Origin of the sequence: Enterococcus sp. DIV0703 (assembly GCF_051711065.1) — a bacterium.
Classification (GTDB): Bacteria; Bacillota; Bacilli; order Lactobacillales; family Enterococcaceae; genus Enterococcus_B; species Enterococcus_B hirae.
The window spans coordinates 2,189,518-2,215,911 of sequence record NZ_JBIOLX010000001.1 but is presented as its reverse complement, the minus strand read 5'-3'; the positions used below and the strand labels follow the sequence as shown (position 1 = coordinate 2,215,911).

At 36.8% G+C, this 26,394-nt stretch carries 19 protein-coding genes and 1 other annotated feature; of the genes, 16 read left to right on the top strand and 3 right to left on the bottom strand.

Annotated elements, in window-relative coordinates:
* The first annotated feature begins 196 nt into the window (after positions 1-196).
* The 11 genes from IGK81_RS10130 (at position 197) to IGK81_RS10080 (ending at position 15,486) form a co-directional block, all read left to right on the top strand.
* Complete coding sequence (locus IGK81_RS10130; protein WP_010718733.1) at positions 197-1,918, top strand: septation ring formation regulator EzrA; 1,722 nt, start codon at positions 197-199, stop codon at positions 1,916-1,918.
* Positions 1,919-2,073: 155 nt separating this feature from the next.
* Positions 2,074-3,216: a cysteine desulfurase family protein gene (locus tag IGK81_RS10125; RefSeq protein ID WP_010738070.1), complete on the top strand. Its 1,143-nt coding sequence runs from the start codon at positions 2,074-2,076 to the stop codon at positions 3,214-3,216.
* 18 nt (positions 3,217-3,234) lie between these two features.
* On the top strand, positions 3,235-4,446 hold the full coding sequence (gene thiI, locus IGK81_RS10120; RefSeq protein ID WP_010718731.1) for a tRNA uracil 4-sulfurtransferase ThiI: 1,212 nt from the start codon (positions 3,235-3,237) through the stop codon (positions 4,444-4,446).
* Between the two features lie 225 nt (positions 4,447-4,671).
* Positions 4,672-5,319 (top strand): redox-sensing transcriptional repressor Rex, encoded by a 648-nt coding sequence (locus tag IGK81_RS10115; protein WP_010718730.1) that lies wholly within the window; start codon positions 4,672-4,674, stop codon positions 5,317-5,319.
* A 424-nt stretch (positions 5,320-5,743) separates the two neighbouring features.
* The gene (locus tag IGK81_RS10110) at positions 5,744-5,938 is read left to right on the top strand and encodes a hypothetical protein (protein ID WP_034698940.1); all 195 of its coding nucleotides are present in this window, start codon (positions 5,744-5,746) and stop codon (positions 5,936-5,938) included.
* Positions 5,939-5,940: 2 nt separating this feature from the next.
* Entirely contained in the window at positions 5,941-9,102 is a 3,162-nt protein-coding gene (locus IGK81_RS10105) for a hypothetical protein (protein WP_034698942.1), read from the top strand.
* Positions 9,103-9,263: 161 nt separating this feature from the next.
* Positions 9,264-9,504: a binding site (T-box leader), on the top strand.
* A 47-nt stretch (positions 9,505-9,551) separates the two neighbouring features.
* The gene (locus tag IGK81_RS10100; RefSeq protein WP_034698944.1) at positions 9,552-12,197 is read left to right on the top strand and encodes a valine--tRNA ligase; all 2,646 of its coding nucleotides are present in this window, start codon (positions 9,552-9,554) and stop codon (positions 12,195-12,197) included.
* A gap of 215 nt (positions 12,198-12,412) precedes the next feature.
* Complete coding sequence (locus tag IGK81_RS10095) at positions 12,413-13,726, top strand: bifunctional folylpolyglutamate synthase/dihydrofolate synthase (RefSeq protein ID WP_010738066.1); 1,314 nt, start codon at positions 12,413-12,415, stop codon at positions 13,724-13,726.
* Positions 13,716-14,372: an HAD family hydrolase gene (locus tag IGK81_RS10090; RefSeq protein ID WP_010718726.1), complete on the top strand. Its 657-nt coding sequence runs from the start codon at positions 13,716-13,718 to the stop codon at positions 14,370-14,372. Before IGK81_RS10095 ends, IGK81_RS10090 begins: the two co-directional genes overlap by 11 nt.
* 57 nt (positions 14,373-14,429) lie before the next feature.
* Entirely contained in the window at positions 14,430-15,122 is a 693-nt protein-coding gene (gene radC / locus IGK81_RS10085) for a RadC family protein (protein WP_034698946.1), read from the top strand.
* Positions 15,123-15,285: 163 nt separating this feature from the next.
* Positions 15,286-15,486, top strand: coding sequence for a cold-shock protein (locus IGK81_RS10080; protein WP_010718724.1), 201 nt, complete (start codon positions 15,286-15,288; stop codon positions 15,484-15,486).
* Positions 15,487-15,651: 165 nt separating this feature from the next.
* Here the strand turns inward: IGK81_RS10080 and rnjA are convergent, their stop codons facing one another.
* Both rnjA and IGK81_RS10070 read right to left on the bottom strand, forming a co-directional pair.
* Positions 15,652-17,334, bottom strand: a complete 1,683-nt coding sequence (gene rnjA, locus IGK81_RS10075; RefSeq protein ID WP_010718723.1) for a ribonuclease J1 — start codon at positions 17,332-17,334, stop codon at positions 15,652-15,654.
* Position 17,335: 1 nt separating this feature from the next.
* The gene (locus tag IGK81_RS10070) at positions 17,336-17,548 is read right to left on the bottom strand and encodes a DNA-directed RNA polymerase subunit epsilon (protein ID WP_010718722.1); all 213 of its coding nucleotides are present in this window, start codon (positions 17,546-17,548) and stop codon (positions 17,336-17,338) included.
* Between the two features lie 387 nt (positions 17,549-17,935).
* Between IGK81_RS10070 and efrA the strand changes: the two genes are divergently transcribed.
* From efrA to IGK81_RS10050, 4 genes are all read left to right on the top strand, one after another.
* A complete protein-coding gene (gene efrA / locus IGK81_RS10065) occupies positions 17,936-19,666 on the top strand; it encodes a multidrug efflux ABC transporter subunit EfrA (RefSeq protein ID WP_010738063.1) in 1,731 nt (576 codons plus the stop codon).
* The gene (efrB, locus tag IGK81_RS10060) at positions 19,663-21,429 is read left to right on the top strand and encodes a multidrug efflux ABC transporter subunit EfrB (RefSeq protein ID WP_010718720.1); all 1,767 of its coding nucleotides are present in this window, start codon (positions 19,663-19,665) and stop codon (positions 21,427-21,429) included. The genes efrA and efrB overlap by 4 nt, the downstream gene beginning before the upstream one ends.
* A 766-nt stretch (positions 21,430-22,195) precedes the next feature.
* Positions 22,196-23,668 (top strand): lectin-like domain-containing protein, encoded by a 1,473-nt coding sequence (locus tag IGK81_RS10055; protein ID WP_034698948.1) that lies wholly within the window; start codon positions 22,196-22,198, stop codon positions 23,666-23,668.
* 547 nt (positions 23,669-24,215) lie between these two features.
* Complete coding sequence (locus IGK81_RS10050; RefSeq protein ID WP_010718718.1) at positions 24,216-24,704, top strand: gamma carbonic anhydrase family protein; 489 nt, start codon at positions 24,216-24,218, stop codon at positions 24,702-24,704.
* Between the two features lie 86 nt (positions 24,705-24,790).
* On the opposite strand, the gene clpP is transcribed toward IGK81_RS10050, so the two are convergent.
* Positions 24,791-25,384, bottom strand: a complete 594-nt coding sequence (gene clpP, locus IGK81_RS10045; RefSeq protein WP_010718717.1) for an ATP-dependent Clp endopeptidase proteolytic subunit ClpP — start codon at positions 25,382-25,384, stop codon at positions 24,791-24,793.
* Between the two features lie 178 nt (positions 25,385-25,562).
* Between clpP and IGK81_RS10040 the strand changes: the two genes are divergently transcribed.
* Positions 25,563-26,090 carry a hypothetical protein gene (locus IGK81_RS10040; RefSeq protein ID WP_010718716.1) on the top strand — a complete coding sequence of 176 codons (528 nt, stop codon included), beginning with the start codon at positions 25,563-25,565 and terminating at the stop codon, positions 26,088-26,090.
* Positions 26,091-26,394 lie beyond the last annotated feature (304 nt).

Here is a 26,394-nt window from a genome sequence, read left to right as displayed (position 1 = left end):
GGCGTTTCATACTGGTTATGCTATTTTCTAGGTAGGAATAAAAGATTTTCGATGAAGTTAGTGAATGCTTAAAAATTGTGTGTTATAATTTACAATAGATGTCTTTTGCACGGAAGACGTATTTATTGTTTTATGCACACAAATTATTTAACTAAGCATAAAAAATAGATGCATATTGAAAACGGAGGTACCTTAAATGGGAAATAATGTTATCATCGGAATCGTCATAGCAATCATTATAGTCGCCCTAGTCGTCTTTTTGGTTAGTTACTATATGAAGAAAAAAAACCAAGATCGATTGGACGCCTTGGAAAAGCGCAAGGAAGAATTATTCGACTTGCCTGTGATTGAAGAAGTCGATGATGTTAAAAAAATGCATCTGGTGGGGCAAAGCCAAAATACCTTTCGTGAATGGAGTCAAAAATGGAATGACATATCCACTTCCTCGTTTGCTGAGTTAGAAAGTCAAATTTTTGAAGTAGAAAATCTTAATGAGAGTTTCCGATTTTTAAAAGGTAAAAAAGCTGTGATCGAAGCAGAAAAAACCATGGACCAAATGGAAAAGAAAGTTTCTGAGATTCGTGATGGACTAAAAGAGTTACGTGAAACAGAAGAACGTAATTCACTAGCGGTTCAGCAAGCTTTGGATGTCTATGAAGAACTGAAAGAAACAATCAGAGAAGATGAGCAAGAATACGGTCCTGCGTTTCCTGAATTACAAAAGCAAGTCAAGATGATCGAAAATGAATTCACGCAATTTGTTGCATTGAATACTTCAGGTGATCCTGTTGAAGCTCGAGAAGTTTTGGATAAAGCAGAAAAACATACGTATGAAGTTGAAGCTTTGATGAAAAAAGTTCCGCCGCTATTTGAAGATTTGAACACTACTTTCCCAGAACAACTGGAAGAAATCCAGCAAACTTATGAAAAATTGATGCAGGAACAATATGTTTTCCCAGAAGAAGATCTTGTTGGTGAGATTGAAAAAGTAAGCCATCGTATTGAAAGTTCATTAGCAAATCTTGAAAAAACAGAAGTTGAAACGGTTGAATTCGAGAATCGTGAAACTGCTAGTATGATTGATTCGCTCTACGACATTCTAGAGCGGGAAATGGAAGCCCAAAATTATGTCACAACCAATCAAGCAACCATTGAACAATACATCAAACATGCCACAAAAAACAATCGTCAATTATTGATTGAGTTAGATCATACTGCTCAAAGTTATGCGTTGAATCATAATGAAATTGGTCGAGTACGCGGATTCCAAACAGAAGTGGAAGAAATCGAACGTCAAAACGAACAGATGAAACCACAAATCCAGCAACACTTGTTACCATATTCTGAAGTACGGACTTTCTATAAAAAAGTATTCAAAGTTTTAGAAGATATCGAAAACCAACAAGTTGAAATCGATGACTCACTACACGAGTTAAGAAAAGGTGAAAAAGAAGCGCAAGAAAAAATCGATACTTTCGAATTTAAATTGCGTAATTTAAAACGTTTTGTGGAACAACAACGTTTGCCTGGTCTACCAAATGATTATTTAGAATTTTTCTTTGTGGCAACTGATCGGATTGAAGAGCTAAGTATCGTGCTAAATAAAATCAGAGTCAATATGGAAGAAGTCAATCGCTTAGTTACGTTATGTGAAGAAGATTTAGACTTACTTGATAAGAAAACGCATGATTTAGTGGATGCTGCAGCACTGACAGAACAAATGCTACAGTATGCAAATCGTTATCGCCACACACATGAAGAAATCAGAGAAGCAATTGATAAAAGTTATTACTTATTCAATAAGGAACATCATTATCAAGAAGCTCTGGATGAGATCGGTACAGCACTCGAACGTGTTGAACCTGGTGCTTTCAAGCGAATTGAAGATTTTTATTTTAAGAATCCTGATTTAGTTTAATAAAACTAACTAAAAAGGCAACACTGGTCAATCCACCAAGTGTTGTCTTTTTGCGTGTTCAATTACACGAAACTTTCTGAAAAAACAACCTCCTCTTGAAAGCAATTGGGACAACCGTTATAATAGTAAAGAATTTCAAAAAAGAGGGGTTTCTTATGATATATTTTGATAATAGTGCGACAACCCCAATCTTTCCGCAAAGTTTAGATGCCTATATAAAGACAAGTCAGCGGATTATTGGGAATCCGTCAAGTTTGCATGATTTAGGCAATCAAGCAAACCGTTTGTTACAACAAGCTAGAAAACAAATTGCTGAGCTGATCACTGTTACTCCAGATGAAATTTATTTTACTTCTGGTGGGACAGAAGGCGATAATTGGGTACTTAAAGGGACGATGATTGAAAAACGTGAATATGGAAACCACATGATCATCTCTGGGATAGAACATCCTGCTGTAAGTGAAACAGCTGAACAACTTAAATCTCTAGGGGTAGAAGTTAGTATAGCGCCAGTAAATAATCAAGGATTTGTCATTGTTGATGAATTGAAGAAACTAATTCGTAAAGACACAGTATTGGTTTCAATCATGGCAGTCAATAACGAAATTGGATCAATCCAACCAATTTTAGAAATTAGTGAGTTGCTAAAAGAATACCCTAAAATCCATTTTCATGTGGATGCTGTGCAAGCAATCGGAAAAGTTTCTTTATCTGAATGGCTGACCGAAAGAGTTGATTTTGCGACGTTTTCAGCTCATAAATTTCATGGACCACGTGGTATAGGTTTTATTTATTGGAAGAAGGGACGACGTTTAGCACCGCTTCTTAATGGTGGTGGCCAAGAAAAAAATCAACGAAGTGGAACAGAAAATGTTCCTGCGATTGTCGCAATGGCGAAAGCCTTACGAATTGCATTGGATCGAAAACTTCAAAAGCCAGATCACACCAAACATTTAAAAGAGGCATTGATCAACGCTTTGAAAGCCTATGAAAAAGTGACTATTTTTTCAGAGGGAGAAGATTATGCACCACATATCTTATGTTTTTCACTCAAAGGGATTCGAGGAGAAGTCCTTGTTCATGCGTTAGAAGAAAAACAAATATTTATTTCTACAACTAGTGCTTGTTCTTCTCGTAAACACCTTGCAAGTAGCACGTTGCATGCCATGCATGTGCCTGATGATTTAGCTACGTCAGCTGTTCGCATTAGTTTAGATGAAAGTAATTCTATGGCAGAAGTAGAACAATTTATGATCATTTTTAAACAATTATATAAGAAATTTTCAACCATCAATTAATCAATAAGGAGTGTTTTTGTGAAATATAGTGAAATCATGGTCCGCTATGGTGAACTGTCAACAAAAGGAAAAAACCGTAAAAGTTTTATTATGCAACTTGCTCAAAATGTTCGTCAAGCATTGAGTGATTTCCCCGAAATCAAGATCCATGCTGATCGTGACCGGATGCACCTACTGTTAAATGGTGCTGATAGTGCATTAGTTATACCTAAATTGGCTAAAATTTTCGGTATCCAAAATTTCTCACCAAGTATTCGAATCGAAAAAGATGTTCAAAAGTTAAAAGATGCAGTTCAAGCTATCATGAAAGAAGTCTATACAGGAAAAGAAACCTTTAAAATTATTGCGAAACGTAGTGACCACGACTTTGAATTAACAAGTAATGAATTAAATCAAACGTTAGGAAATGCGGTGGTAGATATCTTCCCTGATATAGAAGCACAAATGCGCAAACCAGATATTCCACTACGGGTAGAAATCCGTCGAGATGCTGCTTACCTATCCTATGAAACGATTAAAGGAGCAGGCGGATTGCCAGTGGGAACGAGTGGTAAAGGCATGTTGATGTTGTCTGGTGGAATCGATTCACCTGTGGCTGGTTATTTTGCCATGAAGCGTGGTGTCGAAATTGAAGCGGTCCACTTTGCTAGTCCACCTTACACGAGTGAGCAAGCATTACAAAAAGCAAAAGATTTAACAGCAAAATTGACTCCTTATGTCGGTAAAATCGAGTTTATCGAGGTACCGTTTACTGAGATCCAAGAAGAAATCAAGAAAAACATTCCGCAAGGGTACTGGATGACGATTACTCGACGGATGATGCTGCGATTAACGGATGAGATCCGCCGATTACGCCATGGGTTGATTATCCTTAATGGGGAGTCTTTAGGACAAGTAGCTTCGCAGACCTTACAAAGCATGGTTGCTATCAATGAAGTAACGAATACGCCTATCATTCGTCCAGTTGCTACGATGGATAAATTAGAAATCATTGAAGTAGCTGAACAAATCGATACCTTTGAGCTTTCAGTCCAACCATTTGAAGATTGCTGTACGATTTTTGCCCCACCTCAACCAAAGACCCGACCACGACTTGATAAAGTTCATCAATACGAAGAACGTTTACCAATCGAAGAAATGATCGAACGAGCTCTTTCTGGTTTAAAAATGGAAACGATCCATACAGCTACCGAAGCTGAACAAGTAGAAGAATTTGCTGATTTGTTATAAGAGTCTTGAAATTATCGTGAGCTTTGACAAGAATAAGAAAGTAGATTGAACCGTTTTTTTATGTTTAATAAAACATACTTTAAAAACATTACTTTTTATTTGTTCTTACACTTATTTAAGAGTCTGGGATCAATCCCAGACTCTTTTTTATGTTCCCTACTGTTGCTCTAAGAGAGGATAAATGATAAACTGACTATGTGAAGAAATTAACAAAGGAGTTTGAAGATGGGAGAAAAAATAGCGGTTTTACCAAAAGCAACAGCTAAAAGACTACCTTTATATTTACGTTATTTAAAAATGCTCAATGATTCAGGTGTGAAGCGGATTAAATCAAATGAATTTAGTCAAATCACCCAAGTACCTTCTGCGTCGATCCGTAGAGATTTTTCATATTTAGGGGAGTTGGGGCGCAGTGGCTATGGTTATGAAGTGCCTTATCTGATCGAAGTATTTGATCGGATCTTAAAGACGGAAGAGGAAAAACGAATTGCCTTAGTTGGGTATGGGAATCTAGGGAAAGCTTTAAAGCACAATAATTTTAGAAGAAATGAAAATTTGAATATCGTCTGTGTATTTGACAATGACCCTAAAATCGTCAACCAAGAAATCGATGGTCAATTTATTTATCCAATCGAACAGTTTGGCGAAATCGTCAAAAAAGAAAAAGTAACAGTTGCGATTTCAACGGTTCCAAGTAAACACTCCCAGTCAGCAATCGATGAAATTGTGAAAGGTGGCGTATCAGCGATCTTAAACTTTGCTCCTGACCGAGTGATCGTACCCAAACATGTGAATATTCAATACATTGATTTGACGACAGAATTGCAAACGCTTATATTTTTTAATGAGAAATATTCAGAAGTTTTTTTATGACAATCCATAGTTTTAGCGCTTAGAGCCAATGTTTCTAAGCGTTTTTTTATAACGCATGTTTATATCTATTTTTGTTTGTTTACAATCATAATACTGATATAATAGCTTTCAGTTCATTGTATCATCGTGTGCAGGGATTATAAAATAACTGGTTTTTTTGAAAGAAGAAACCTTTTTTTAGGAGTGAATGACAGTAATAAAGATGAATGCAATGGATAGAATCACTGTTGTAAGAAAAAAGTTAACCTGAAGGAGGCGGTTATGAAACAAGTTGGAGTAAAAAATACTAATGAAGTTTAAGATTTGATTGAATGTACATAAAAGGAACAATCCTTAATTCTTATGATTTAGGCTAGATATGAATGTCTAGCAAAACAGACAAGCCACGGATGCTATAACGAAAAAAATGTAAAGGATGGTAAAAATGAATCAAGAGAAGGTAAAAAATACAATTCTTATGGAAATGGAGCGGTTTTCGGACAAAACAAGTGAAGGATACCACCAAATGAAAGCAGTGTTGAATAAATTCCCTTACAAAATAACTGCAGACTATCAGCAATTACTGGATACATTAAGGGGGGGACGGCAATTAACAGATTTGAAACTCTTGATGAGCTGATAATGATGCTAAAACAAGAGAGAGTAATAACGAGAGAGATCGTGGAATCTTGTCTCTATTTTCAACAAAATTCTGATAATGTAATAAATCAGATTCATCTTTTTGATCTTCTAATGGTTCCAACTAGAAATCTGACAGAACAGCTCAACTTATTAACATCTTTAACTAATAGTTTATCTGTGGATGGTGAGAAATTTTTTCATGAGAATGTTTTGTTTAGTATTAATAAAATAAAATTATCGACAGATGAAATCGAGAAAAAAATTAAAGAGATATGTATAGAATTACAATATGGCATGGACTCAGCTAAAGTCAAAGAGGATATTTTAGCTCGTACATTTGAACTATTAAACGAGGGCAGTGTAAACTATCAACAATTAGTCAATATGGAGCTAGATTATGAAGAAGGATGTAGAGAAATCGTAATTGATGGATTTTTTGAAACGATGAATAGATCTTCTAAGAATAATGAGTATAAATGGTTTTTTGACTTTTTGAGAGATGATAAAATAATTTCTAAACTTCTCCAAAGAAAGAATTTATCAGAAGCTGAAAAAAAAACATATATTTCTATAGCTACAAATCATAGTGATTCGCCGTTTATTGGTAATAGCATTCCATATTTTAAAAAAATAAATTTAAAAGAAAGTACCATAATCACAAAAAAAAGAATCCTTGATCAAGAGCTCGTTTATTTGATTGCTAAAGAAGTAACCCCAGAGTTGGCTGTAAAATATGATGAAATATTAAGAGGAGAAGAACAAGGAACAGTTGAGGTGATGACACAAATTTATGTTGAGTCTCAGTCCACATTAGTAAAAGAGTCTGTTAGGCAACATGTCAATACTTCCTTCAAAGAAACGGACCGTTTAGAATTTTATAAAAAAAGTATCATCGAAAAACTAAAAAAAGAAAATCGATCAGATTTAGGGAATCAATTAGAAGATTTATTGAATAGTGGGGCAAAAATAGACCGATTTGATAGATTCTATAGATTATTGAATTCTCCAGAGTCAAAAAAACAGTTATCCTATCTAGGGAGACTTGTTTTTGGTGAAAATCAATGGCACAAATTTGAAACAGTTCAGGCATTTAAAGAAGAATTAAAGGAGACAGAAGCAAAAAAAAATAGTTCCTTATCGGAAATGATGAAAAAAGATCTGAGTGAAATCGAAAATCAGCGACACATGAATGGACTTCGATCAATTGATAATAAACTGGAGAACAATGACTATCTCAAACAATTAAAACCCGAGCAGATCGCAACGATTATGCTTCAGTTAAAAGTTAATTACCCAAACTGGACGGAAAAAAACTTTGAACAAGTCAATAATCAATTAAGCACTTATTTAAATGAAGAGGATAAGATTCAAACAAACAAAATTTTGAATGAAAAAGAAGTGATCTTAAGAATATCCGCAATAAGCATGGAAATGGGAGAAAAAGCACAAACTATAATACTTGCCCCTATTGATAAAATAAAAGGTCTTGATATAGTGGGGGAAGTAAGAAAAGATTTAAAAAAACAAAAAGTAGATTACCTTTTTCCTATAATACTGGAAACGATTAATCATACACTAAGTGAAGAAGGAATTGATTGTTCGAATCGTTCGGATAGGGAAAAAGCATTAAATCTATTACAAGATTATCAGACAAAAAAAGAAATACTTCCAAAAATCGAAGAAGCACTCCAGCAAAAAAAGGAGGGAGAGACTTTATCAACAGTCATTTATTCTGTAATGAGTAGAGAATGGGGAAATTCAAGTGATGTAACTGATTTAAAAAAAAGGTTTGGGGATGACGGAGAAGGACTATTAAAGGAAACCAAGGACCTTTCACAAGCTGAGTCTCTCCTTCAATCAATTAAAGAAGCACTTCGTTCACAAAATATTAATTTTACTGAATCGGATGTCATCAATTGGACGGAAAAATGTTTATCAATGGATGAAAAAAAGCGGCAAAATGAATCCCAAGTTGTAATAAATAAGATTAAAAATAGTTTATTGAAGATAAAAAATAAAAAAAATACAAAACAAGTCAGAGTCAATAAAGTAATTGAGACGTTTCAAAAAGATTTAAATAATAAAAAAGAAGAAATTAAAAAACAAATGAAATATAGTGTGATTGAGGTGTACGAATTTAGAGATGATCGACTTAGTATAGAGGAGCAATTTTCAAATATCCTTAATCAAAAAAAAGAGATACAACATTTTATACATACATATCCCAAATTAAAAAGTGTCATTGACGATTGTAGCAAACAAATTCCTTTAGTTTCTGTTGATCTTAAGAAGGTAACGATTAATGAAGTTGAGAGTAACAATAATAAATATTTTAAAAATCTTAATAAGGTGCTGACTCCATTCGAAAGGGAGTGGTGGCAACAGGAAAGCGATAAGATTAAGCAGTTTATAAATACTTACGTAAGTCCGAAAAACCTATTAGTGTCTGATGTGAATCGACAGATTGAAGAATTACTAATCAAGGATGAGCATTGTTGTTCCCAGGTTGTTTTGTCTTTCTTGGTATATTCATCTGGTGTATTTAAAAATATAAATCCTAAATACACGGCAGGGTATCTTAATAAAGACTCAGAATACCAACAGAATCGATGGAAAATTAAAAGACTAGTTGAGAGTTTCGAGAAATTACACTCACATAGACAGGAAATGAAGCAACTTAAAGAACTGAATATAGATGTTGAACCAACTCCAATGCCTCAGGGAACAAGTAATCAGTCTCTAATAAGTAATTCAGTAAAGGAACCAGAGAGAAAAAAGGAACAACCTAAAGAAAAGTCTGAAGGTATTGAACCAACATTAACACCTCTCGGAATCAGTAATCACTCTCTAACAGATAAACAAACCAAAACGCCCCTTGTAATAAAAAATCAAACATTCGAGGAGCAAATGAATCAGTCTACAAATGTGGCTGATAGTCTAAATCAAGAGAAGTCCGCTGGTATTCAACCAACACCAATTCCCAAGGAAATCAGGGATCAATCTCTAACAAATAAATCACCTCAAACGGCTAATAGTCACCCTGTAATAAAAATTCAAACACTAGAGGAGCGAATGAATCAGTCTACAAATAAGGCTAATAATCTAAATGAGATGAAGGAAGCAGGAAAAAATCAGTCTTCTGTAAGAGAGTTAAAAAATTAATTTGAACAGTCACGTTCTGAATAAGCAAACATTGTCACTACTGCTTATTGTTTAGTCAATTCTTTATAATAGGCGAATCATAAGCCTAAAGAGGTACTATTTTGGGAAATACGATTCTTACCGTCTTTTATTGACTTTAAAATTGAACCATTGTAAAATGAGGCATGACGTTGATCAAGAGGAGTAACTAGTTACAGCCTTTTAGAGAGAGAACGAGATGGTGGGACGTTCTTAGGAGAGACTAGTGAAGGTAGCTTGGGAGTTTTTATCTTGAACCCTTTATCGTGTACAGCAAACCGATAAAACCTAGAGATAAACGAGTCGTGATCGTTAACTCACATGAGAGGTAGTAGGAAACTGCTACAAATTAGGTGGTACCGCGTAAATCAATACGTCCTAAAATACGAAAGTATTTTAGGACTTTTTTTATTTTTAAGGAGGACATCAGTATGACGGAAGAAAAAAATCTATCAACAAAATACAATCCGCAAGAAGTTGAAGCTGGCCGTTATGAAAAATGGTTGGAACAAGATTTGTTCAAACCAAGTGGCGATCAGAAAGCAAAACCCTATTCAATCGTAATCCCCCCACCAAATGTCACAGGAAAACTTCACTTAGGACATGCCTGGGATACGACTTTACAAGACATGCTGATTCGTCAAAAACGGATGCAAGGCTTTGATACCTTATGGTTACCTGGGATGGACCATGCTGGGATCGCTACACAGGCAAAAGTAGAAGAAAAGCTTCGTCAACAAGGAATTTCGCGTTATGACTTAGGACGTGAAAAATTTGTGGATCAAGTATGGGAATGGAAAGAAGAGTATGCAAGCCATATCCGTGAACAATGGGCAAAAATGGGCTTATCTCTCGATTATAGTCGTGAACGTTTTACACTAGACGATGGCTTGTCAGAAGCTGTTCGTAAAGTATTCGTGACACTTTATGAAAAAGGCTTGATTTACCGTGGTGAATACATTATTAACTGGGACCCACAAGCACGCACTGCTTTATCGGATATCGAAGTGATCCACAAAGAGATTGAAGGTGCTTTCTACCACATGAGCTATGAACTGGCTGATGGTTCGGGTGTAGTGGAAATTGCAACGACTCGTCCAGAAACTATGTTGGGTGACACAGCGATTGCTGTACACCCAGAAGACGAGCGTTATCAAGCGTTGATCGGCAAAAAAGTAATTTTACCATTAGTAAATAAAGAAATTCCGATTATTGCAGATACGTATGTTGATATGGAATTTGGAACAGGCGTAGTGAAAATTACACCTGCGCATGATCCAAATGACTTTGAGGTAGGTAACCGTCATGATCTGCCACGTGTAAATGTGATGAACGAAAATGGAACGATGAATGACTTAGCTGGAAAATATGCAGGTATGGATCGTTTCGAAGCACGTAAAGCGATTGTCTCTGATTTGAAGGAAATCGGACGATTGATCAAAATTGAAAAAATGATCCATAATGTTGGGCATTCAGAACGTACGGGAGTAGTCATTGAACCACGCTTGTCCACACAATGGTTTGTTAAAATGGCTCCATTAGCTGAGAAAGCAATGAAAAATCAAGAGACTGATGATGCAGTTGAATTTTTCCCACCACGTTTTAATCAAACATTTTTACGTTGGATGGAAAATGTTCACGATTGGGTTATCTCTCGTCAATTGTGGTGGGGACACCAAATCCCGGCTTGGTACCATAAAGAAACGGGTGAAATGTATGTAGGGATGGAAGCTCCAGAAAATAGTGAAGAGTGGGTACAAGATCCAGATGTATTAGATACTTGGTTTAGTTCAGCATTATGGCCTTTTTCAACGATGGGATGGCCAGATGAAAATAGTGCTGATTATCAACGCTATTTCCCAACAAGCACATTAGTAACTGGCTACGACATTATCTTCTTCTGGGTTAGTCGAATGATTTTCCAAAGCTTAGAATTTACAGATCGTCGTCCGTTTGAAAATGTTTTGATTCATGGGTTGATTCGGGACGAACAAGGACGTAAAATGAGTAAATCTCTTGGAAACGGCATTGATCCAATGGAAGTGATTGAAAAATATGGCGCTGATGCCTTACGTTGGTTCTTATCAAACGGTTCAGCACCTGGTCAAGATGTCCGTTTCAGCTATGAAAAAATGGATGCAGCTTGGAATTTCATTAATAAAATTTGGAATGCTTCACGTTTTGTTATTATGAACAGTGAAGGCATGACAGTTGAAGATATTACGCTAACTGGCGAGAAAACTGTGGCAGACCGCTGGATCTTGACACGTCTAAATGAAACGATCACTAAGGTTACTGAACTCTTTGATCATTTTGAATTTGGGGAAGCTGGGCGTCAGTTGTATAACTTTATTTGGGATGATTTTTGTGACTGGTATATCGAGATGAGTAAAGAAGTCTTGTATGGTGATGATGCTGTCTCAAAACAAACAACACAAAGTATTTTGGTGCATACGTTAGATCAAATTTTACGTCTATTGCATCCAATTATGCCATTTGTTACTGAAGAAATTTGGCAACACATCCCACATCAAGGTACTTCTTTAGTAGTTGCTGATTATCCGGTGGTTCATCCGGAATTTAATGATGAAACAGCTTCAAAAGGGATGGAAGTACTCAAAGAACTAATTCGTTCCGTACGTAATATTCGTTCTGAAGTGAATACACCATTATCCAAACCAATTACATTAATGATTAAGATCAATGATCCGAAAATCGGTCAATTCTTAACAGAAAATACCAGCTATATCGAGCGTTTCTGTAATCCAGAAGAGCTAACGATCTCAAGTGAAATCGTTGCGCCTGATCTAGCAATGTCAGCTGTATTGACAGGGGCAGAAATTTTCTTACCATTAGCAGGTTTGATCAATATCGAAGAAGAAATCAAACGGTTAGAAAAAGAACTAGCGAAATGGACAGATGAAGTGAAACGAGTACAAGGAAAATTAGGCAATGAACGCTTTGTTGCCAATGCGCCAGCAGAAGTGGTTGAAGCAGAGCGGGCAAAAGAAAAGGATTATTTGGACAAACAAGCAGCAGTTACAGAAAGAATCCGCAGCTTAAGAACAATCCAGTAATCTGACATTCGAACAATCGTACAAATGCAAAAGAGAGCGGAAAGTAGTTGAAAAACATTTCCGCTCTTTTTTTAAGTAAAAAGCAAGACGTCAGCACAAATAAGTAGAATCAGAATGGGCTATTCAGTATTTCTTCTTCTTTTACATACACTACGTCTTTTCCTGTGTTTCCGCTTGCTTTTTGCTATAATAAATATGGAATGGGGGAAATGTTGATGAAAATAGAAGAAGCAATCGCCTGGATCCATAGCCGCTTGCCATTTGGCTCTCGTCCGGGACTAGATCGAGTGGAGGCATTATTAGAGATAGTCGGGCATCCAGAAAAACAGGTGAAAACGATCCATATCGCAGGAACCAACGGAAAAGGTTCGACGGTTACGTATCTGAGATGTCTACTAGAAGAAGCAGGACTGACAGTGGGGACATTTACTTCGCCGTATATTGAATCTTTTAATGAACGAATCTCGATCAATGGACAAGAAATTCCAGATCAAGACTTAATCAAGCTTGTACAAAAATACCGACCACTTGTTGAACATTTGGATCGATTTGAAGCAGTTGCCGGAATCACTGAGTTTGAAACGCTGACAGCAATGGCATTTGATTATTTTTTGTGTCAAAAAGTCGACGTTGCTATTATTGAAGTTGGGTTAGGCGGTTTACTAGACTCAACAAATGTTGCCGTACCATTACTTACAGGAATCACCACGATTGGCTTGGATCATACGGATATTTTAGGAGAAACAATTGAAGAAATTGCTGCCCAAAAAGCAGGAATAATCAAGCAAGGGGTGCCTGTCGTTACGGGAAATATCGAAGAAAGAGCTTTAGAAGTAATCAAAAAACAGGCTAGACTAAGAAATGCCCCCCTTCATATTTTTGGCGAAAACTATCAAGTTACTTATCAACATCCAGCTGAGCAATGGGGAGAAGTATTTTCATTTCATAATGAGCATGGAAAAATGACCTCGCTTACGATTGGTATGATTGGACAACATCAGACAGAAAATGCTGGTATGGCAATTGAACTATATCAAGTTTACTGCAAGATGACAGGTATACCATTTAGTGAAAAAGAAATTCGCAAAGGGCTGAAAAAAGCGCACTGGCCTGGACGAATGGAAAAATTAAGTGAAGAACCTTTTGTTATTTTAGATGGCGCTCATAATACACATGCAGTCAGCCGTTTGGTTCAAAATTTGAAGAAAGAGTTCAAAGATTATCGGATCAATATTTTATTTTCTGCACTAAGTACAAAAGATGTAGAAGCAATGCTAACCCAATTAAAAGCAGTTCCTAATGCGCATTTGTATTTAACGACGTTTGAACACCCGAAAGCATTGGATTTAAGCACCGTGACTGATCTTGTAGATGAAACAGTTTCAATTGTTTCATTATGGCAATTTGGTTTAGCTGAAATATTAGAAAAAATGACCAATGAAGATGTCTTAGTGGTTACAGGTTCCCTTTACTTTATTTCTGAAGTACGAACACTATTGTTACAGTTAGGAGGAAAAAATGAATTATAAAGCTGTCATTTTTGACATGGATGGGTTACTCTTTGACACAGAAATCGTCTACTATGAAGCCTCGCAAATGGTTGCTGATCAAATGGGCTTTCCTTACGACAAAGAATTGTATTTGAAATATCTAGGTGTATCAGATGAAGAGGTTTGGGCAAATTATCATCAGATCTTTGCAAGTTTTGGGAAAAATAATGTCCAAAAATTCATTAATGATGCTTATGAAGAAACGATCAGACGGTTTTCCTTAGGTGCAGTGCAATTAAAACCAGGAGTAATCGAATTACTGGACTTTTTAGAAGAACACCGAATACCTAAAGTTGTCGCTTCTAGTAACCAACGTCATATTATTGAGCTATTATTGGAAAAGAACCAACTGACAAACTATTTTGAAACGATTGTTTCAGCAGAAAATGTCAAACGTGCTAAACCTGATCCAGAAATCTTTTTGCTTGCCCATGAATATCTAGGAACGAAAAAACAAGAAACATTGGTTCTGGAAGATTCTAAAAACGGGATACTTGCAGCAGCAAGTGCGGAGATCCCAGTGATTATGATTCCAGATTTGTTGGCTCCTTCAGAAGACTTGCAACAAAAAACGTTAGCAGTTTTATCTTCTCTACACGAAGTACCAGGATATCTAAAAAAATAAAAATAGCTCCCCCCTTTTTTCGTATCTTATTAGTGAGAAGAAGAAAGGGGGGATTTTATGGAAAAAAATTTGCTGGATGCTGTGCCAGCAACCTCACTTCCAAGGGAGCGAATGTTGCTTTACGGAGAGAAAGCACTCTCTGATCAAGAATTACTTGCTATTTTATTACGCACGGGACAGCATCCCTATAATGTCTTGGAACTAGCAGGTAATTTGTTGAAAACATTTGGTGGACTTGCACTGTTAAGACAGGCAACGCTGTCGGAGCTGGAAAAAATACGAGGAATTGGTCAGGTTAAGGCTCTTGAAATCAAAGCACTGATCGAGCTAGGAAAAAGAATCCAAACACAGCATGTAGCGGTACAACCCACGATCCATGCCAGCTATGAATTAGCGCATCAATTAATCATAGAATTAAAGGATCACAAACAAGAACATTTGATTTGTATTTATTTGGATACTAAGAATCAAGTATTGTTGAAAAAAACGCTATTTATTGGTTCCCTGGATCAAACGATCGCACATCCAAGAGAAGTGTTCCATTATGCTGTTCGATATTCTGCAGCGAGAATTATTTTAGTTCATAATCATCCCTCGGGGAATGTTCTTCCATCTAAACAAGACTTGCTTTTTACTAAAAGAGTTCAAAAATGTGGGGAGATGATGGGAATCGATGTCTTAGATCATTTGATCATTGGATGCAAACAGTATTTTAGTCTGAGAGAGGAGGGATTGATGGAAGAGGAATAAATTGAATAAGTGGAAGTAGCTTTCTTGCAAAAAAAAAGAACCAAGTGTACAATTATATTGTAATTTTGTTTGGGAATAGAAGTTGAAACATCTGTTGCACCTCTATCGTACGCGAGCAATGTTACAATCAATTAAGTGCTTAGGCACGAGGAGGGTATTATTAATGGAAAACGGAACAGTTAAATGGTTCAACGCTGAAAAAGGATTTGGTTTTATTTCACGTGAAGACGGAAGCGATGTTTTTGTTCACTTTTCAGCTATCCAAGGTGACGGATTCAAAACTTTAGAAGAAGGTCAAGCAGTGACTTTTGATGTTGAAGAATCAGATCGTGGCCCACAAGCTGCTAATGTTGAAAAAGCTTAAGTAGAGCGAGTAAACTAAATAAGTGTTGTTCACCTATTTAAACATGTTAAGAGCGTAAGTGATTACGCTCTTTTTTGTTACAAAAAAACTTATAATGGACAACTGCGCCGAACTTTACCCATCTATGTAGGTAGTCGGCGCATGCAGCCATTATAAGTTTTTCATTTATTTTTCTTCATCAGGTGTCATCACCATTGGAAGGATCATTGGATGTCTTTCTGTTCGTTCAAATAAGAAAGGTTGTAAAGCGCCTGTCATGGCTTCTTTCAGTTTATGTTCAGAGCAATCAGGAGCATTTAACACTTCACGCAATGCATGGAAAAGGATGCGTTGCGCCTCATTGATCATCTCACCTGATTCACGCATATAAACAAAGCCACGTGATAAAATATCAGGTCCCGCTAAAATTTCTTTCTTTTTGATGTCGACAGTAGCAACTGCCAGAACTAGTCCTTCTTCAGATAACAAATGACGGTCTCTCAAAACAACATTTCCAATGTCACCGATCCCGCTACCGTCGATATAGACGTCACCGGCAATAAAATGTCCGGCTGGACGAGCGGTTTCGCTAGTCAAAGCCAACACATCTCCATTTTCCATAATAAAGCAATTTTCAGCAGGTACACCGGTATCTTGAGCAAGGGAAGCATGGATCTTCAACATTCTGAATTCTCCGTGGACTGGAACAAAGTATTTAGGCTTCATCAAACGAAGCATCAGCTTTTGTTCTTCTTGACCACCGTGTCCAGAAGTATGGATATTGTTGATTTTCCCATGAATGACTTCTGCACCAGCTTCAGATAATAAATTGATCAAATGGTTGACGCTGGTAGTATTCCCAGGAATTGGTGAGCTTGAGAAAATGACGGTATCATCTGGTTGGATCTGGATTTGGCGATGGGTACCATTAGCAATACGACTTAAAGCAGCCATCGGTTCACCTTGAGAACCAGTACATAAGATCATCGTTTCATTCGCAGGTAATCGATTGATTTCATGTGCATCAACAAAGGTTCCTTCTGGGACTTTGATATAGCCTAAACGTTGGCCGTTAACGATCGCATTTTCCATACTGCGTCCAAAAACAGCAATTTTTCTGCCGGTAGCAACCGCTGCATCTGCTGCTTGTTGTAGACGGAAAATGTTTGAAGCGAAGCTGGCAAAAATGATCCGACCTTCGATTTTCTCAAAAATCTTTAGGATCGAAAGACCAATCGTTTTTTCTGATTTTGTAAATGTTGGGATCTCAGCATTTGTACTGTCTGATAGCAAGCAGAGTACGCCTTCTTCACCGATCCGTGCCATTTTGTGCAGGTTAGCAGGTTCACCAACTGGGGTGAAATCAAATTTAAAGTCACCTGTTGCAACGATATTACCAGAAGGTGTTTTTACAACGACACCCAACGCATCAGGGATACTATGGGTTGTTCTAAAAAAGCTGACCGATGTTTTTCTGAAACGAATCACGGTATCTTCATTGATTTCATGCAATTGTGCATCTCTAAGCAAGCCATGTTCATCCAACTTATTGGTAATCAGTGCAAGCGCTAATGGCCCAGCATAAATAGGGATATTCGCTTGTTTCAACAAATAAGGAATGCCACCGATATGGTCTTCGTGTCCATGCGTGATCACCAGTGCTTTCACTTTGTGTATATTTTGAACGATATAGTTGTAGTCAGGAATTACGTAGTCAATCCCAAGCAGATCATCTTCTGGAAACTTGATTCCAGCATCAATGATGATAATCTCATCTTGGAATTGTACCCCATACGTGTTTTTCCCGATTTCACCTAATCCACCAATAGCAAAGACGCCTGTCTCATTATTTTTGATGGAAAGTTTCATTTTAAAACTCCACTAATGTGAATTCAGCATTTTCTTTTTCGTATTCTAGATGACTGCCTTCTAGAAGTTGAACGAATTCAATGTTGTATGGGGTATTTTCTTCCACTTGTTGACGTGCGTCAACATCACTATTTGCTTCAATGTAAAGTGATTTTGTTTCTTCCCGTTTAGGATTACGGATTTTTGATTCTTGATAATATACTTTGTAAATCATGTTTATGTCTCCTTTATCTGCATGTCGCAGTAATTTAGCTAGTTGATTTTTTAGACAACACAAAACGAGGGGTCAAGCCACCTGTTTTTTGATATGCTTTGATTAAAATGAGCGATTCTAATCAAAGAGACAAGCCTCGTTTTGCTTCTCTGTTCGGAAATTTTTTCAACCGTACCTTCTGTATGAATTCATACAATAGTTAATTGCTATTTTAGCATAAAAAAGTGGATAAGTATAGAAATCAACAAGGTGGAAAGGAAAAATGTTTTTTATCATTTAAATGTAATAAAAAAAATTTTTGATGAGAGAGGTGTTCTATATACTATAGGAGTGTGCTATTATTTTTATTAATAGCTAAATTTATTCTAATTAAAAGGAGATGAGAGTTTGAAGTTGATGTGGCACTATACCATGCGCTATAAGAAATATTTGTTATTAAATTTCATCTGCGTATTTGGTTTTATTTTAATTGAGTTAGGCTTACCAACGATTTTAGCTCGTATGATTGATGTCGGGATTCGTAACAACGATTTTGGTTATGTAAAACAACAAGGGATCTTGATGGTCGTGATTACTGTGGTTGGGATCATTATGAATATTCTATTAGGCTATTTTGGTTCACGGATCACGACGAACATCGTTGCGGATATTCGTGACGATCTATTCAAGAAAATCCAAAGTTATTCTCACCAAGAATATGAAACATTAGGGGTTGCTTCGTTGATCACGCGTACGACGAACGACGCTTATCAAATTATGCTGTTCTTACAAAATATCTTACGGATCGGATTTATGACACCGATGATGTTTGTTGTCAGTCTTTATATGGTTATGCGGACCAGTGTTTCATTGAGTTATTATGTGATCGGAGCTCTACCGTTTTTACTACTTTCAGTGGTTGCGATTGCGAAATTTTCTGAACCATTATCAAAAAAACAACAGAAAAATTTGGATAAGATTAATAGTATTTTACGTGAAAATCTTTCAGGATTACGTGTTATCCGGGCATTCGTTAATGAAAAATTTGAAGAAAAACGATTTGCGAAAGTTAATGATAACTATACAAAAAGCTCGAAAAGCTTGTTTCGTTTAATGGCCGTTGCACAGCCTGGATTCTACTTCCTGTTTAACATTGTAATGGTCTTGATCATTTGGAGCGGAGCAGTTCAAATCGATGCTGGTTCTCTTCAAGTGGGGGATCTGATTGCATTTATTGAATATATTTTCCATGCATTATTCTCCTTCATGCTGTTTGCAAGTGTCTTTATGATGTATCCACGGGCAGCTGTTTCAGCAGGGCGTATCCAAGAAGCATTAGATGCCTCACCGTCGATCAAAGAAGATCCAAATGGTGTATCTGAAACAAAAACCAAAGGATATATTGAGTTTAAGAATGTGACATTTGCTTACCCTGGACATTCACAAGAACCCGTGATCCGTAATGTGAGTTTTACTGCTTCGCCAGGAGAGACAGTCGCATTCATCGGTAGTACAGGTAGCGGGAAGTCAACGTTGATTCAATTGATTCCTCGATTTTACGATGTAAGTGATGGGGAAATCCTTATTGATGGCGTAGATGTCAGGGACTATCGCTTGAGTAAATTAAGAGATAAAATTGGCTTTATTCCTCAAAAAGCATTGTTATTTACTGGGACGATCGCAGATAATTTAAGATATGGAAAAGAAGATGCTACGCAAGAGGAGATGGAGCGAGCAGCTGAAATCGCACAAGCAACGGACTTCATTTCGAAGAAAACGGATGGGTATGATGAACTTCTTTCCGAAGGTGGAGCTAATTTCTCTGGAGGACAAAAGCAGCGTTTAGCGATTGCCAGAGCTATTATTCGACGTCCGGAAATCTATATTTTTGATGACAGCTTCTCGGCACTTGATTATCAAACGGATGCAAAACTTCGGGCTCGCTTGAAAAAAGAAACGACCGAATCAACGGTGTTAATCGTGGCGCAGCGAGTGGGTACGATCATGCATGCTGATAAAATCATCGTCTTGAATGAGGGAGAAGTCGTAGGTATCGGGACACACCGTGAATTATTAGAAAACTGTCCAATCTATTATGATATCGCAGCTTCGCAATTATCGAAGGAGGAATTAGCATGAAACAAACATTATCTTCCTTAAAACGATTAGCTCGATACATCAAACCTTATCAGTTAACATTTTTCTTTGTGCTGTTGTTTACTGTTTTGACGGTGATTTTCAACGTTGCTTTACCCTACGTTGTCGGATTGCCAACTACTGAGATCAGTCACAATATTGCAAACAACGAAGCGATTAATTTTTCTTATATTTTCAATTGTTTGATTTGGATCACGATCGTGGGCGTTGGTTATTGTGTTTCGCAATTACTTTCAGGTGTTTTGATGACGAATGTCGTGCAAAGTGCAATGCAAGATTTGCGAAGAGATATTGAAGAAAAAATCAATCGATTGCCTGTTTCTTATTTTGATAAAAATCAACAAGGAAATATCTTATCTCGGGTGACGAATGACGTAGACGCAGTCAGTGGAGCGTTACAGCAAGCGTTTATCGGTGTGGTGAATGCTATTTTAGGGATCACACTGGCAGCAGCGATGATGTTTTATATCCAGCCATTGATGGCGTTGATCTCGATGATCATGATTCCTGCATCTATCTGGATTTCAAAACGTGTGATCAATGCTTCGCAAAAATATTTCCAAGAAATGCAAAATTCGTTAGGGGATTTAAATGGTTATGTCCAAGAAAATATGACTGGTTTTAGTGTGTTAAAAGTTTATGGACGTGAGCAAAAAACGTTTGAAGGATTCAAACAAGTCAATCATCGATTGAAACATTATGGATTTAGAGCAGCCTTTATATCTGGATTGATGATGCCCTTAGTTCAGTTGACCGCATATGCTACTTATATCGGTATGGCTGTATTGGGAAGTTTTTACGTCATTACGGGTGTCATCGTTGTGGGGCAATTACAAGCATTTATCCAATATATTTGGCAAATCAGCCAGCCAATGGGGAATATCACACAGTTATCTTCTGTATTGCAAAGTGCATCTGCGGCTACCAGACGTGTCTTTGAGATTTTAGATGAACCAGAAGAAAAAGAAAATAAAGTGGATGTCACTTTACCAGAAACAGTAGCAGGAAATGTTTCATTTGAACATGTTGATTTTGCTTATGACCCTAAAAAACCGTTGATTCAAGATTTGAACTTTGAAGTAAAAGCTGGTCAAACAGTTGCGGTAGTCGGACCAACCGGTGCAGGGAAAACCACTCTGATTAATTTATTGATGCGTTTTTATGATGTGAGTCATGGGGCAATAAAAATCGATGGTATTGATACTAAAACGATGAGTCGTAGTGATGTCCGCTCATTATTTGGGATGGTTCTTCAAGATGCTTGGCTCTATGAAGGGACAATCGCTGATAATATTCGTTTTGGTAAATTAGATGCGACGGATTATGAAGTCGTTGATGCAGCAAAAACAGCTAACGTTGATCATTTTATTCGGACAATGCCTGATGGGTACGAAATGGAAATCAACGCTGAAGGTGACAATGTTTCGTTAGGGCAAAAGCAATTATTGACTATTGCCAGAGCCGTGGTTTCTGATCCTAAAATCTTGATACTTGATGAAGCTACTAGTTCTGTCGATACTCGTTTAGAAGCATTGATCCAAAAAGCAATGGATCGTGTAATGGAAGGACGAACAAGTTTTGTTATTGCTCATCGCCTTTCAACGATTCGTGATGCGGATTTGATCTTAGTGATGGATCAAGGACAAATTATCGAAAAAGGAACGCATGAAGGGCTGTTAGCTCAAGGCGGATTCTATGAAAAACTGTACAATAGCCAATTTGCTGAAGATGTTGCTGATGCTTGATACCGATTAAACCAAGAGGTTGTGAAAGAAGCGGGTAGCTCTGATGACAATAAGAAAGAATTTTTTGAAACAGCTTCTCATGTTTTGAAAAATTCAGGCTTATTTTAAGGAGTTGCTTCTTGAACACCGTTTAAACCAAGAGGTTGTGAAAAAAGCGTTTTGACCTGAGCGTTAAGGATGAAAATCTCGAAACAGCTCTCCATGTTTTGAGATTTTTTGACTTATCGCCGAAGGTCAGCTCTTTGAACACCGTTTAAACCAAGAGGTCGTGAAAGAAGCGATCAGCTCCGAGCAAATAAGAAAGAATTTTAGAATAGAGAGACTGAGGAAAAACTTTCCTCAGTCTCTTTTAGTATCTCTAAAAATCGAATAAACAGTGAGATAAAAGTAGCATCAAGAAATAAGAAGCACCAAGTAGGTAACGATCAACAGCAAAAAACGAGTGTTTATGCTTCTTGTTAATTTTCAGAAATCCCTTCTTATTTATTAAAGCTAAACATTTTTGTCTCACCTCTTTTTTTATTTGTTGGACTACTATACAAAATAAAAATAATAGGATCTGAGCGTTACGATAATTTTGTAGTAGAAAAAAGATCAAGGGAGGCGAAATAGCATTCAAAAATGCTTCTACTACTGGATGCTTGCTAGTAAATGAATTTTACGCGTAATTGTTTACTAAAAGAATGAAAAGAGATGGTGAAATGCAGATAAAACGGAAAAGGATAGTGTATAAAAAATAACTATATGAATGGGAGTGTTATTTATTATGAACAAAAAGACCTTTTATAAAAAAGTATGTGCAGGAACTATTGGATTAATTGGGGTAAGTGTTGTTGGATTGTCAGTAAATGCAGAAACTAGTAATGTTTTAGTCAATAAAAATATTGCTATCTCCCAAAATGTGGATCAAAATAATTTTGATTTGAAAGACATCGTCGCATTTAATGGAAGTGCCGTCCAACTTGATTCCCATACAGCTCGTCTTACTCAATCGAAACAATTTCAAAAAGGAACAATATCTGGAATCGTCTCCCTTGATATGAACTATGATTTCTTGTTGGATATGGATGTCAATTTAGGTGATAATGTAAATGGTGCTGATGGGGTAGGTGTGGCTTTCCACCAAGGAGCAATTGGCGACATTGGAGCTAATGGTGGTGGTCTAGGTATCAGAGGCCTGAAAAAGGGAATTGGATTTGAATTGGATACCTATTCTAAAGCGCCAGATAGAGATGATGCGGATACTTCTTTCAACCATGCTCAAATGGTTGGTGCTCATGGAGGCTTTGTTTCAACAGATGCCAACAGCGGATTTTTAACCGCTTTAGCTCCTATGCAACAAATTAAATTCACGCCAAATACTTTTAAAAAATTAACGTTAAAATGGAATAGCAAGCAACAACTTATTACTGCAGATTATGATGGGCAACATTGGGAATTGAAAAATCCAAACATCGATAAATCAAAGAAATATACTTTTACGATTGGAGCTGCAACAGGAGAACACTTCAATACGCATACTGTCAGAATCAATCAATTTGCAGCTGTTTTTGAAAAACCAGAGTTACATGCAAATGATATTGAAATTTTGCACGATGAGTTATTTGATCCATATGACAAACGAATCAATCTAAGTGCTTATGATCGTGTTGACGGAGACATCACAGACAAAATCAAAGTGGTAGAAAACAACGTTGATTCCTCTATTCCTGGAAAATACCAAGTCACTTATGAAGTGAAAAATAGTGTAAATGAAGTGGCTAGAAAAACGATTAATGTAACGGTGAAAATCAATGATACTTGGCCTGACGGACAAACTGCTGGATGGAAAATGTTCTCAGGTGATGATATTGAACTAGTGAAAGATCCTGTGAATGCTTTAGTAGGTGACTATACTTTCTTTGCTGATCAGCATGCTAGTGTATATAAAATCTTTAACGGTAGTGAAGCTTTAGAAGAAAATGCAACTTATCGAGTAACCGTTTATGTGAAACCGGTGGTAGATATGTTGAGTGACCATTATGTAAAAGTGGCATTGAAGGAAGATACTTCGTCTAAAGATAGTCGTGAACTCCTTAACACCACATTGATGAGAGATGGGGTTTTAGAAGAAAAAGGATACTATCGACTTACAACTACTTTTAAAGTAAATAAAGGAGAAACAAGCCCACTAATCAATGTGGAAAACTATAAAGCTGGCTATATCGGCTCAATCAATATTTCTAAAGTAAATGGATAAAATTTAGCTACCAGTTTAGATAGCATATAGATAAAAGGAAAGAGCTTGGAACACGAAAGATTGTTCTGAGCTCTTTAGTTGTGTAAAAACGAGAGGTTGAGACAAAAGTGTTCAGCATCAAGAAATAAGAAGGAATTTCCGAAAATTGACAAGAAACACAAAAACTCGTTTTTGATGTTGATTGTTACCTACTTGGTGCTTCTCAAATTTTTGGTAAATTTCGGCAAATTTTCCGAAGATGCTACTTTTGTCTCACCGTGAACAAGAGGCTGTGAAAGAAGCGTTCAGCTCCGAGCGAATAAGAGAGGATTTTTTAAAATAGCTCCTCATATTTTAGAAAATCATCGCTTATTGTTGAGGAGTTGCTTCTTGAACGCCGTTTATTCGTTTTTAGAGATACTAGAAGAGACTGAGACAACTTTTGTCTCAGTCCCTAGAGAGTAGGCGTGCTTGAAGGGACTATGAAATAATAGCTGCTAGTCTTTTTGAAGGAGAAATCCATCTTCTGCTATAATTGGAAATAAGCCAAAAAAGGAGATGTGTAAAAATGAGTCAAAAATTTATTGCACCGAATGCAACTGTTGTTGGCGATGTAGAGCTCGCAGAATCGGTCACAGTTTGGTATCAAGCGGTGATTCGTGGGGATAGCAATACGGTTAAAGTTGGAGCAAGAACGAATATTCAAGATGGTACTGTTATTCATGTGGACCATGATGCACCAGTTGAAATTGCTGAAAATGTAACGGTAGGACATCAATGTATGCTTCATGGTTGCACCATCGAAAAAGGCGCGTTGATTGGTATGGGATCAACTATTTTGAACCATGCAGTGATCGGTGAAAATAGTTTGATTGGTGCTGGTTCTTTAGTGACCGAAGGCAAGGTCATTCCGCCCAACGTATTAGCGTTTGGTCGGCCAGCTAAAGTCATTCGTCCTTTAACGGAAGAAGAGATTGAAAAGAATCGCCAAAATATTCAACATTACGTTGAACTTGGAGAACAATATAACGAAGGGAAGTTTAAAGAACAGCATTGAAAAACCGAGCTTTCGTTCCAACTGAAAAAAGGACGATGAGCCGCTCAATCGAGCAGTCCCATCGTCCTTTTAGTTTACAAATGATATTAGTTTAATCCAGCACTGTTTTCCATCACTTCATCAATCAAACCGTATGCTTTCGCTTGTTCAGCAGTCATGTAATTATCACGGTCGGTATCTTTTTCGATCACTTCAAGAGGTTGACCAGTACGTTCTGCTAAAATTTTGTTCAAGCGTTCTCGTGTTTGTAAAATGTGACGAGCTGCGATTTCGATTTCTGTCGCTTGACCTTGTGCGCCGCCAAGTGGTTGATGGATCATGATTTCAGCATTTGGTAAAGCAAAACGTTTGCCTTTTTTACCTGCTGTCAGTAAGAAACTACCCATAGAAGCAGCCATACCCATCACAATGGTTTGGACATCTGCTTTAACAAAATTCATCGTATCATAAATCGCCATTCCAGCAGTAACAGAACCGCCAGGAGAGTTGATATAAAGATAAATGTCTTTTTCAGAATCTTGTGCATCTAGGAAAAGCAATTGAGCAATGATCGAGTTTGCAAGATCATCAGTCACTTGACCACTTAACATGATAATGCGGTCTTTTAATAAGCGTGAATAAATATCATAAGCTCGTTCGCCACGAGAGGATTGCTCAATAACTGTAGGGATTAAATTCATAATTTGGTTCCTCCTTAAGTTCTTTACAAATAGTGTAACACAAATTCATTTCTTCTACCTAAAAAGTAGTATACATTCTTGGTCAATAAAGGTCAAATAAAAAAATTTTAGAAAATAGTCTGTGCTTGCACGTTTATGTTATGATGAAATAGAAGAATACAGCAAGGAGGAACACTAATTGGTAGTTGGCATCGTAGGCTTAATCGGCGTTTTATTAGGAGCTATTTTAGTATATATCGGGATGGTTGTTCAGATGCGCCATCTTGAAAACAAAGAGCAACGAAGACGGGAGTTAGAATTAAAAGTCAAAGAGATTGAGACTTTGAATCAACTAAATAAAAAAATCAATGAAATCTTGCAAAAAAGAGCAACACTGTTAGATGAATATGTCAGCTTTGATGCATTTGATGATTGTTATATCACTATTGATGATTTTGCTTATTTACAGTCATTTGCTGCACAAAATAATTTTTATCTTCCAAATTACATCTTAGAGGAGTTATTTAAAAACATTGCGCACCGTAAAGTCGTTCTTTCTCCTGACGAAACGATGAAAATAGGCGGTTATGCTTATAAAGGTGGACGTGTGATCTTAGAAAACTTCACGGATAATCTGACGGAAATGATCAATGAAAAAAAAGCGCAATTAAAAAGTGTCACGCGACAACCCATTGGCTTTTTCTCAAATGATAATGTGTGGAGCTAATTGTTTTTTGAGTTGAGATCGAAGAGGATCAAAAAACTTTTATAATTTGTAAAGTCAAGGTTGTGACAGAATTGTCTAGCTTTTAGAAATAAGCCGAAGAATCCAAAAGTAGTTCCTTATATTTTTGGTTTTTTCGGCTTATTTTTCGATAGATGAAACACTATGAATGAGAGATTGTGAAAACAGCAGTTTGCCCTGAGTATGAAGAATGAAAATCTCGAAACAGCTCCCCATATTTTGAGATTTTTGTCTGATCGTCGAAGAATAGCTTTAAGCGAATGAGAGAGGACTTTTATAGCTTTTC

What these genes read in the sequence shown, in the direction of transcription:
- IGK81_RS10130 (WP_010718733.1), top strand. Translation starts at nt 197, where the DNA reads ATGGGAAATAATGTTATCATCGGAATCGTCATAGCAATCATTATAGTC.
- IGK81_RS10125 (WP_010738070.1), top strand. Translation starts at nt 2,074, where the DNA reads ATGATATATTTTGATAATAGTGCGACAACCCCAATCTTTCCGCAAAGT.
- IGK81_RS10115 (WP_010718730.1), top strand. Translation starts at nt 4,672, where the DNA reads ATGGGAGAAAAAATAGCGGTTTTACCAAAAGCAACAGCTAAAAGACTA.
- IGK81_RS10110 (WP_034698940.1), top strand. Translation starts at nt 5,744, where the DNA reads ATGAATCAAGAGAAGGTAAAAAATACAATTCTTATGGAAATGGAGCGG.
- IGK81_RS10105 (WP_034698942.1), top strand. Translation starts at nt 5,941, where the DNA reads ATGATGCTAAAACAAGAGAGAGTAATAACGAGAGAGATCGTGGAATCT.
- IGK81_RS10100 (WP_034698944.1), top strand. Translation starts at nt 9,552, where the DNA reads ATGACGGAAGAAAAAAATCTATCAACAAAATACAATCCGCAAGAAGTT.
- IGK81_RS10095 (WP_010738066.1), top strand. Translation starts at nt 12,413, where the DNA reads ATGAAAATAGAAGAAGCAATCGCCTGGATCCATAGCCGCTTGCCATTT.
- IGK81_RS10090 (WP_010718726.1), top strand. Translation starts at nt 13,716, where the DNA reads ATGAATTATAAAGCTGTCATTTTTGACATGGATGGGTTACTCTTTGAC.
- radC (WP_034698946.1), top strand. Translation starts at nt 14,430, where the DNA reads ATGGAAAAAAATTTGCTGGATGCTGTGCCAGCAACCTCACTTCCAAGG.
- IGK81_RS10080 (WP_010718724.1), top strand. Translation starts at nt 15,286, where the DNA reads ATGGAAAACGGAACAGTTAAATGGTTCAACGCTGAAAAAGGATTTGGT.
- rnjA (WP_010718723.1), bottom strand. Translation starts at nt 17,334, where the DNA reads ATGAAACTTTCCATCAAAAATAATGAGACAGGCGTCTTTGCTATTGGT.
- IGK81_RS10070 (WP_010718722.1), bottom strand. Translation starts at nt 17,548, where the DNA reads ATGATTTACAAAGTATATTATCAAGAATCAAAAATCCGTAATCCTAAA.
- efrB (WP_010718720.1), top strand. Translation starts at nt 19,663, where the DNA reads ATGAAACAAACATTATCTTCCTTAAAACGATTAGCTCGATACATCAAA.
- IGK81_RS10055 (WP_034698948.1), top strand. Translation starts at nt 22,196, where the DNA reads ATGAACAAAAAGACCTTTTATAAAAAAGTATGTGCAGGAACTATTGGA.
- IGK81_RS10050 (WP_010718718.1), top strand. Translation starts at nt 24,216, where the DNA reads ATGAGTCAAAAATTTATTGCACCGAATGCAACTGTTGTTGGCGATGTA.
- clpP (WP_010718717.1), bottom strand. Translation starts at nt 25,384, where the DNA reads ATGAATTTAATCCCTACAGTTATTGAGCAATCCTCTCGTGGCGAACGA.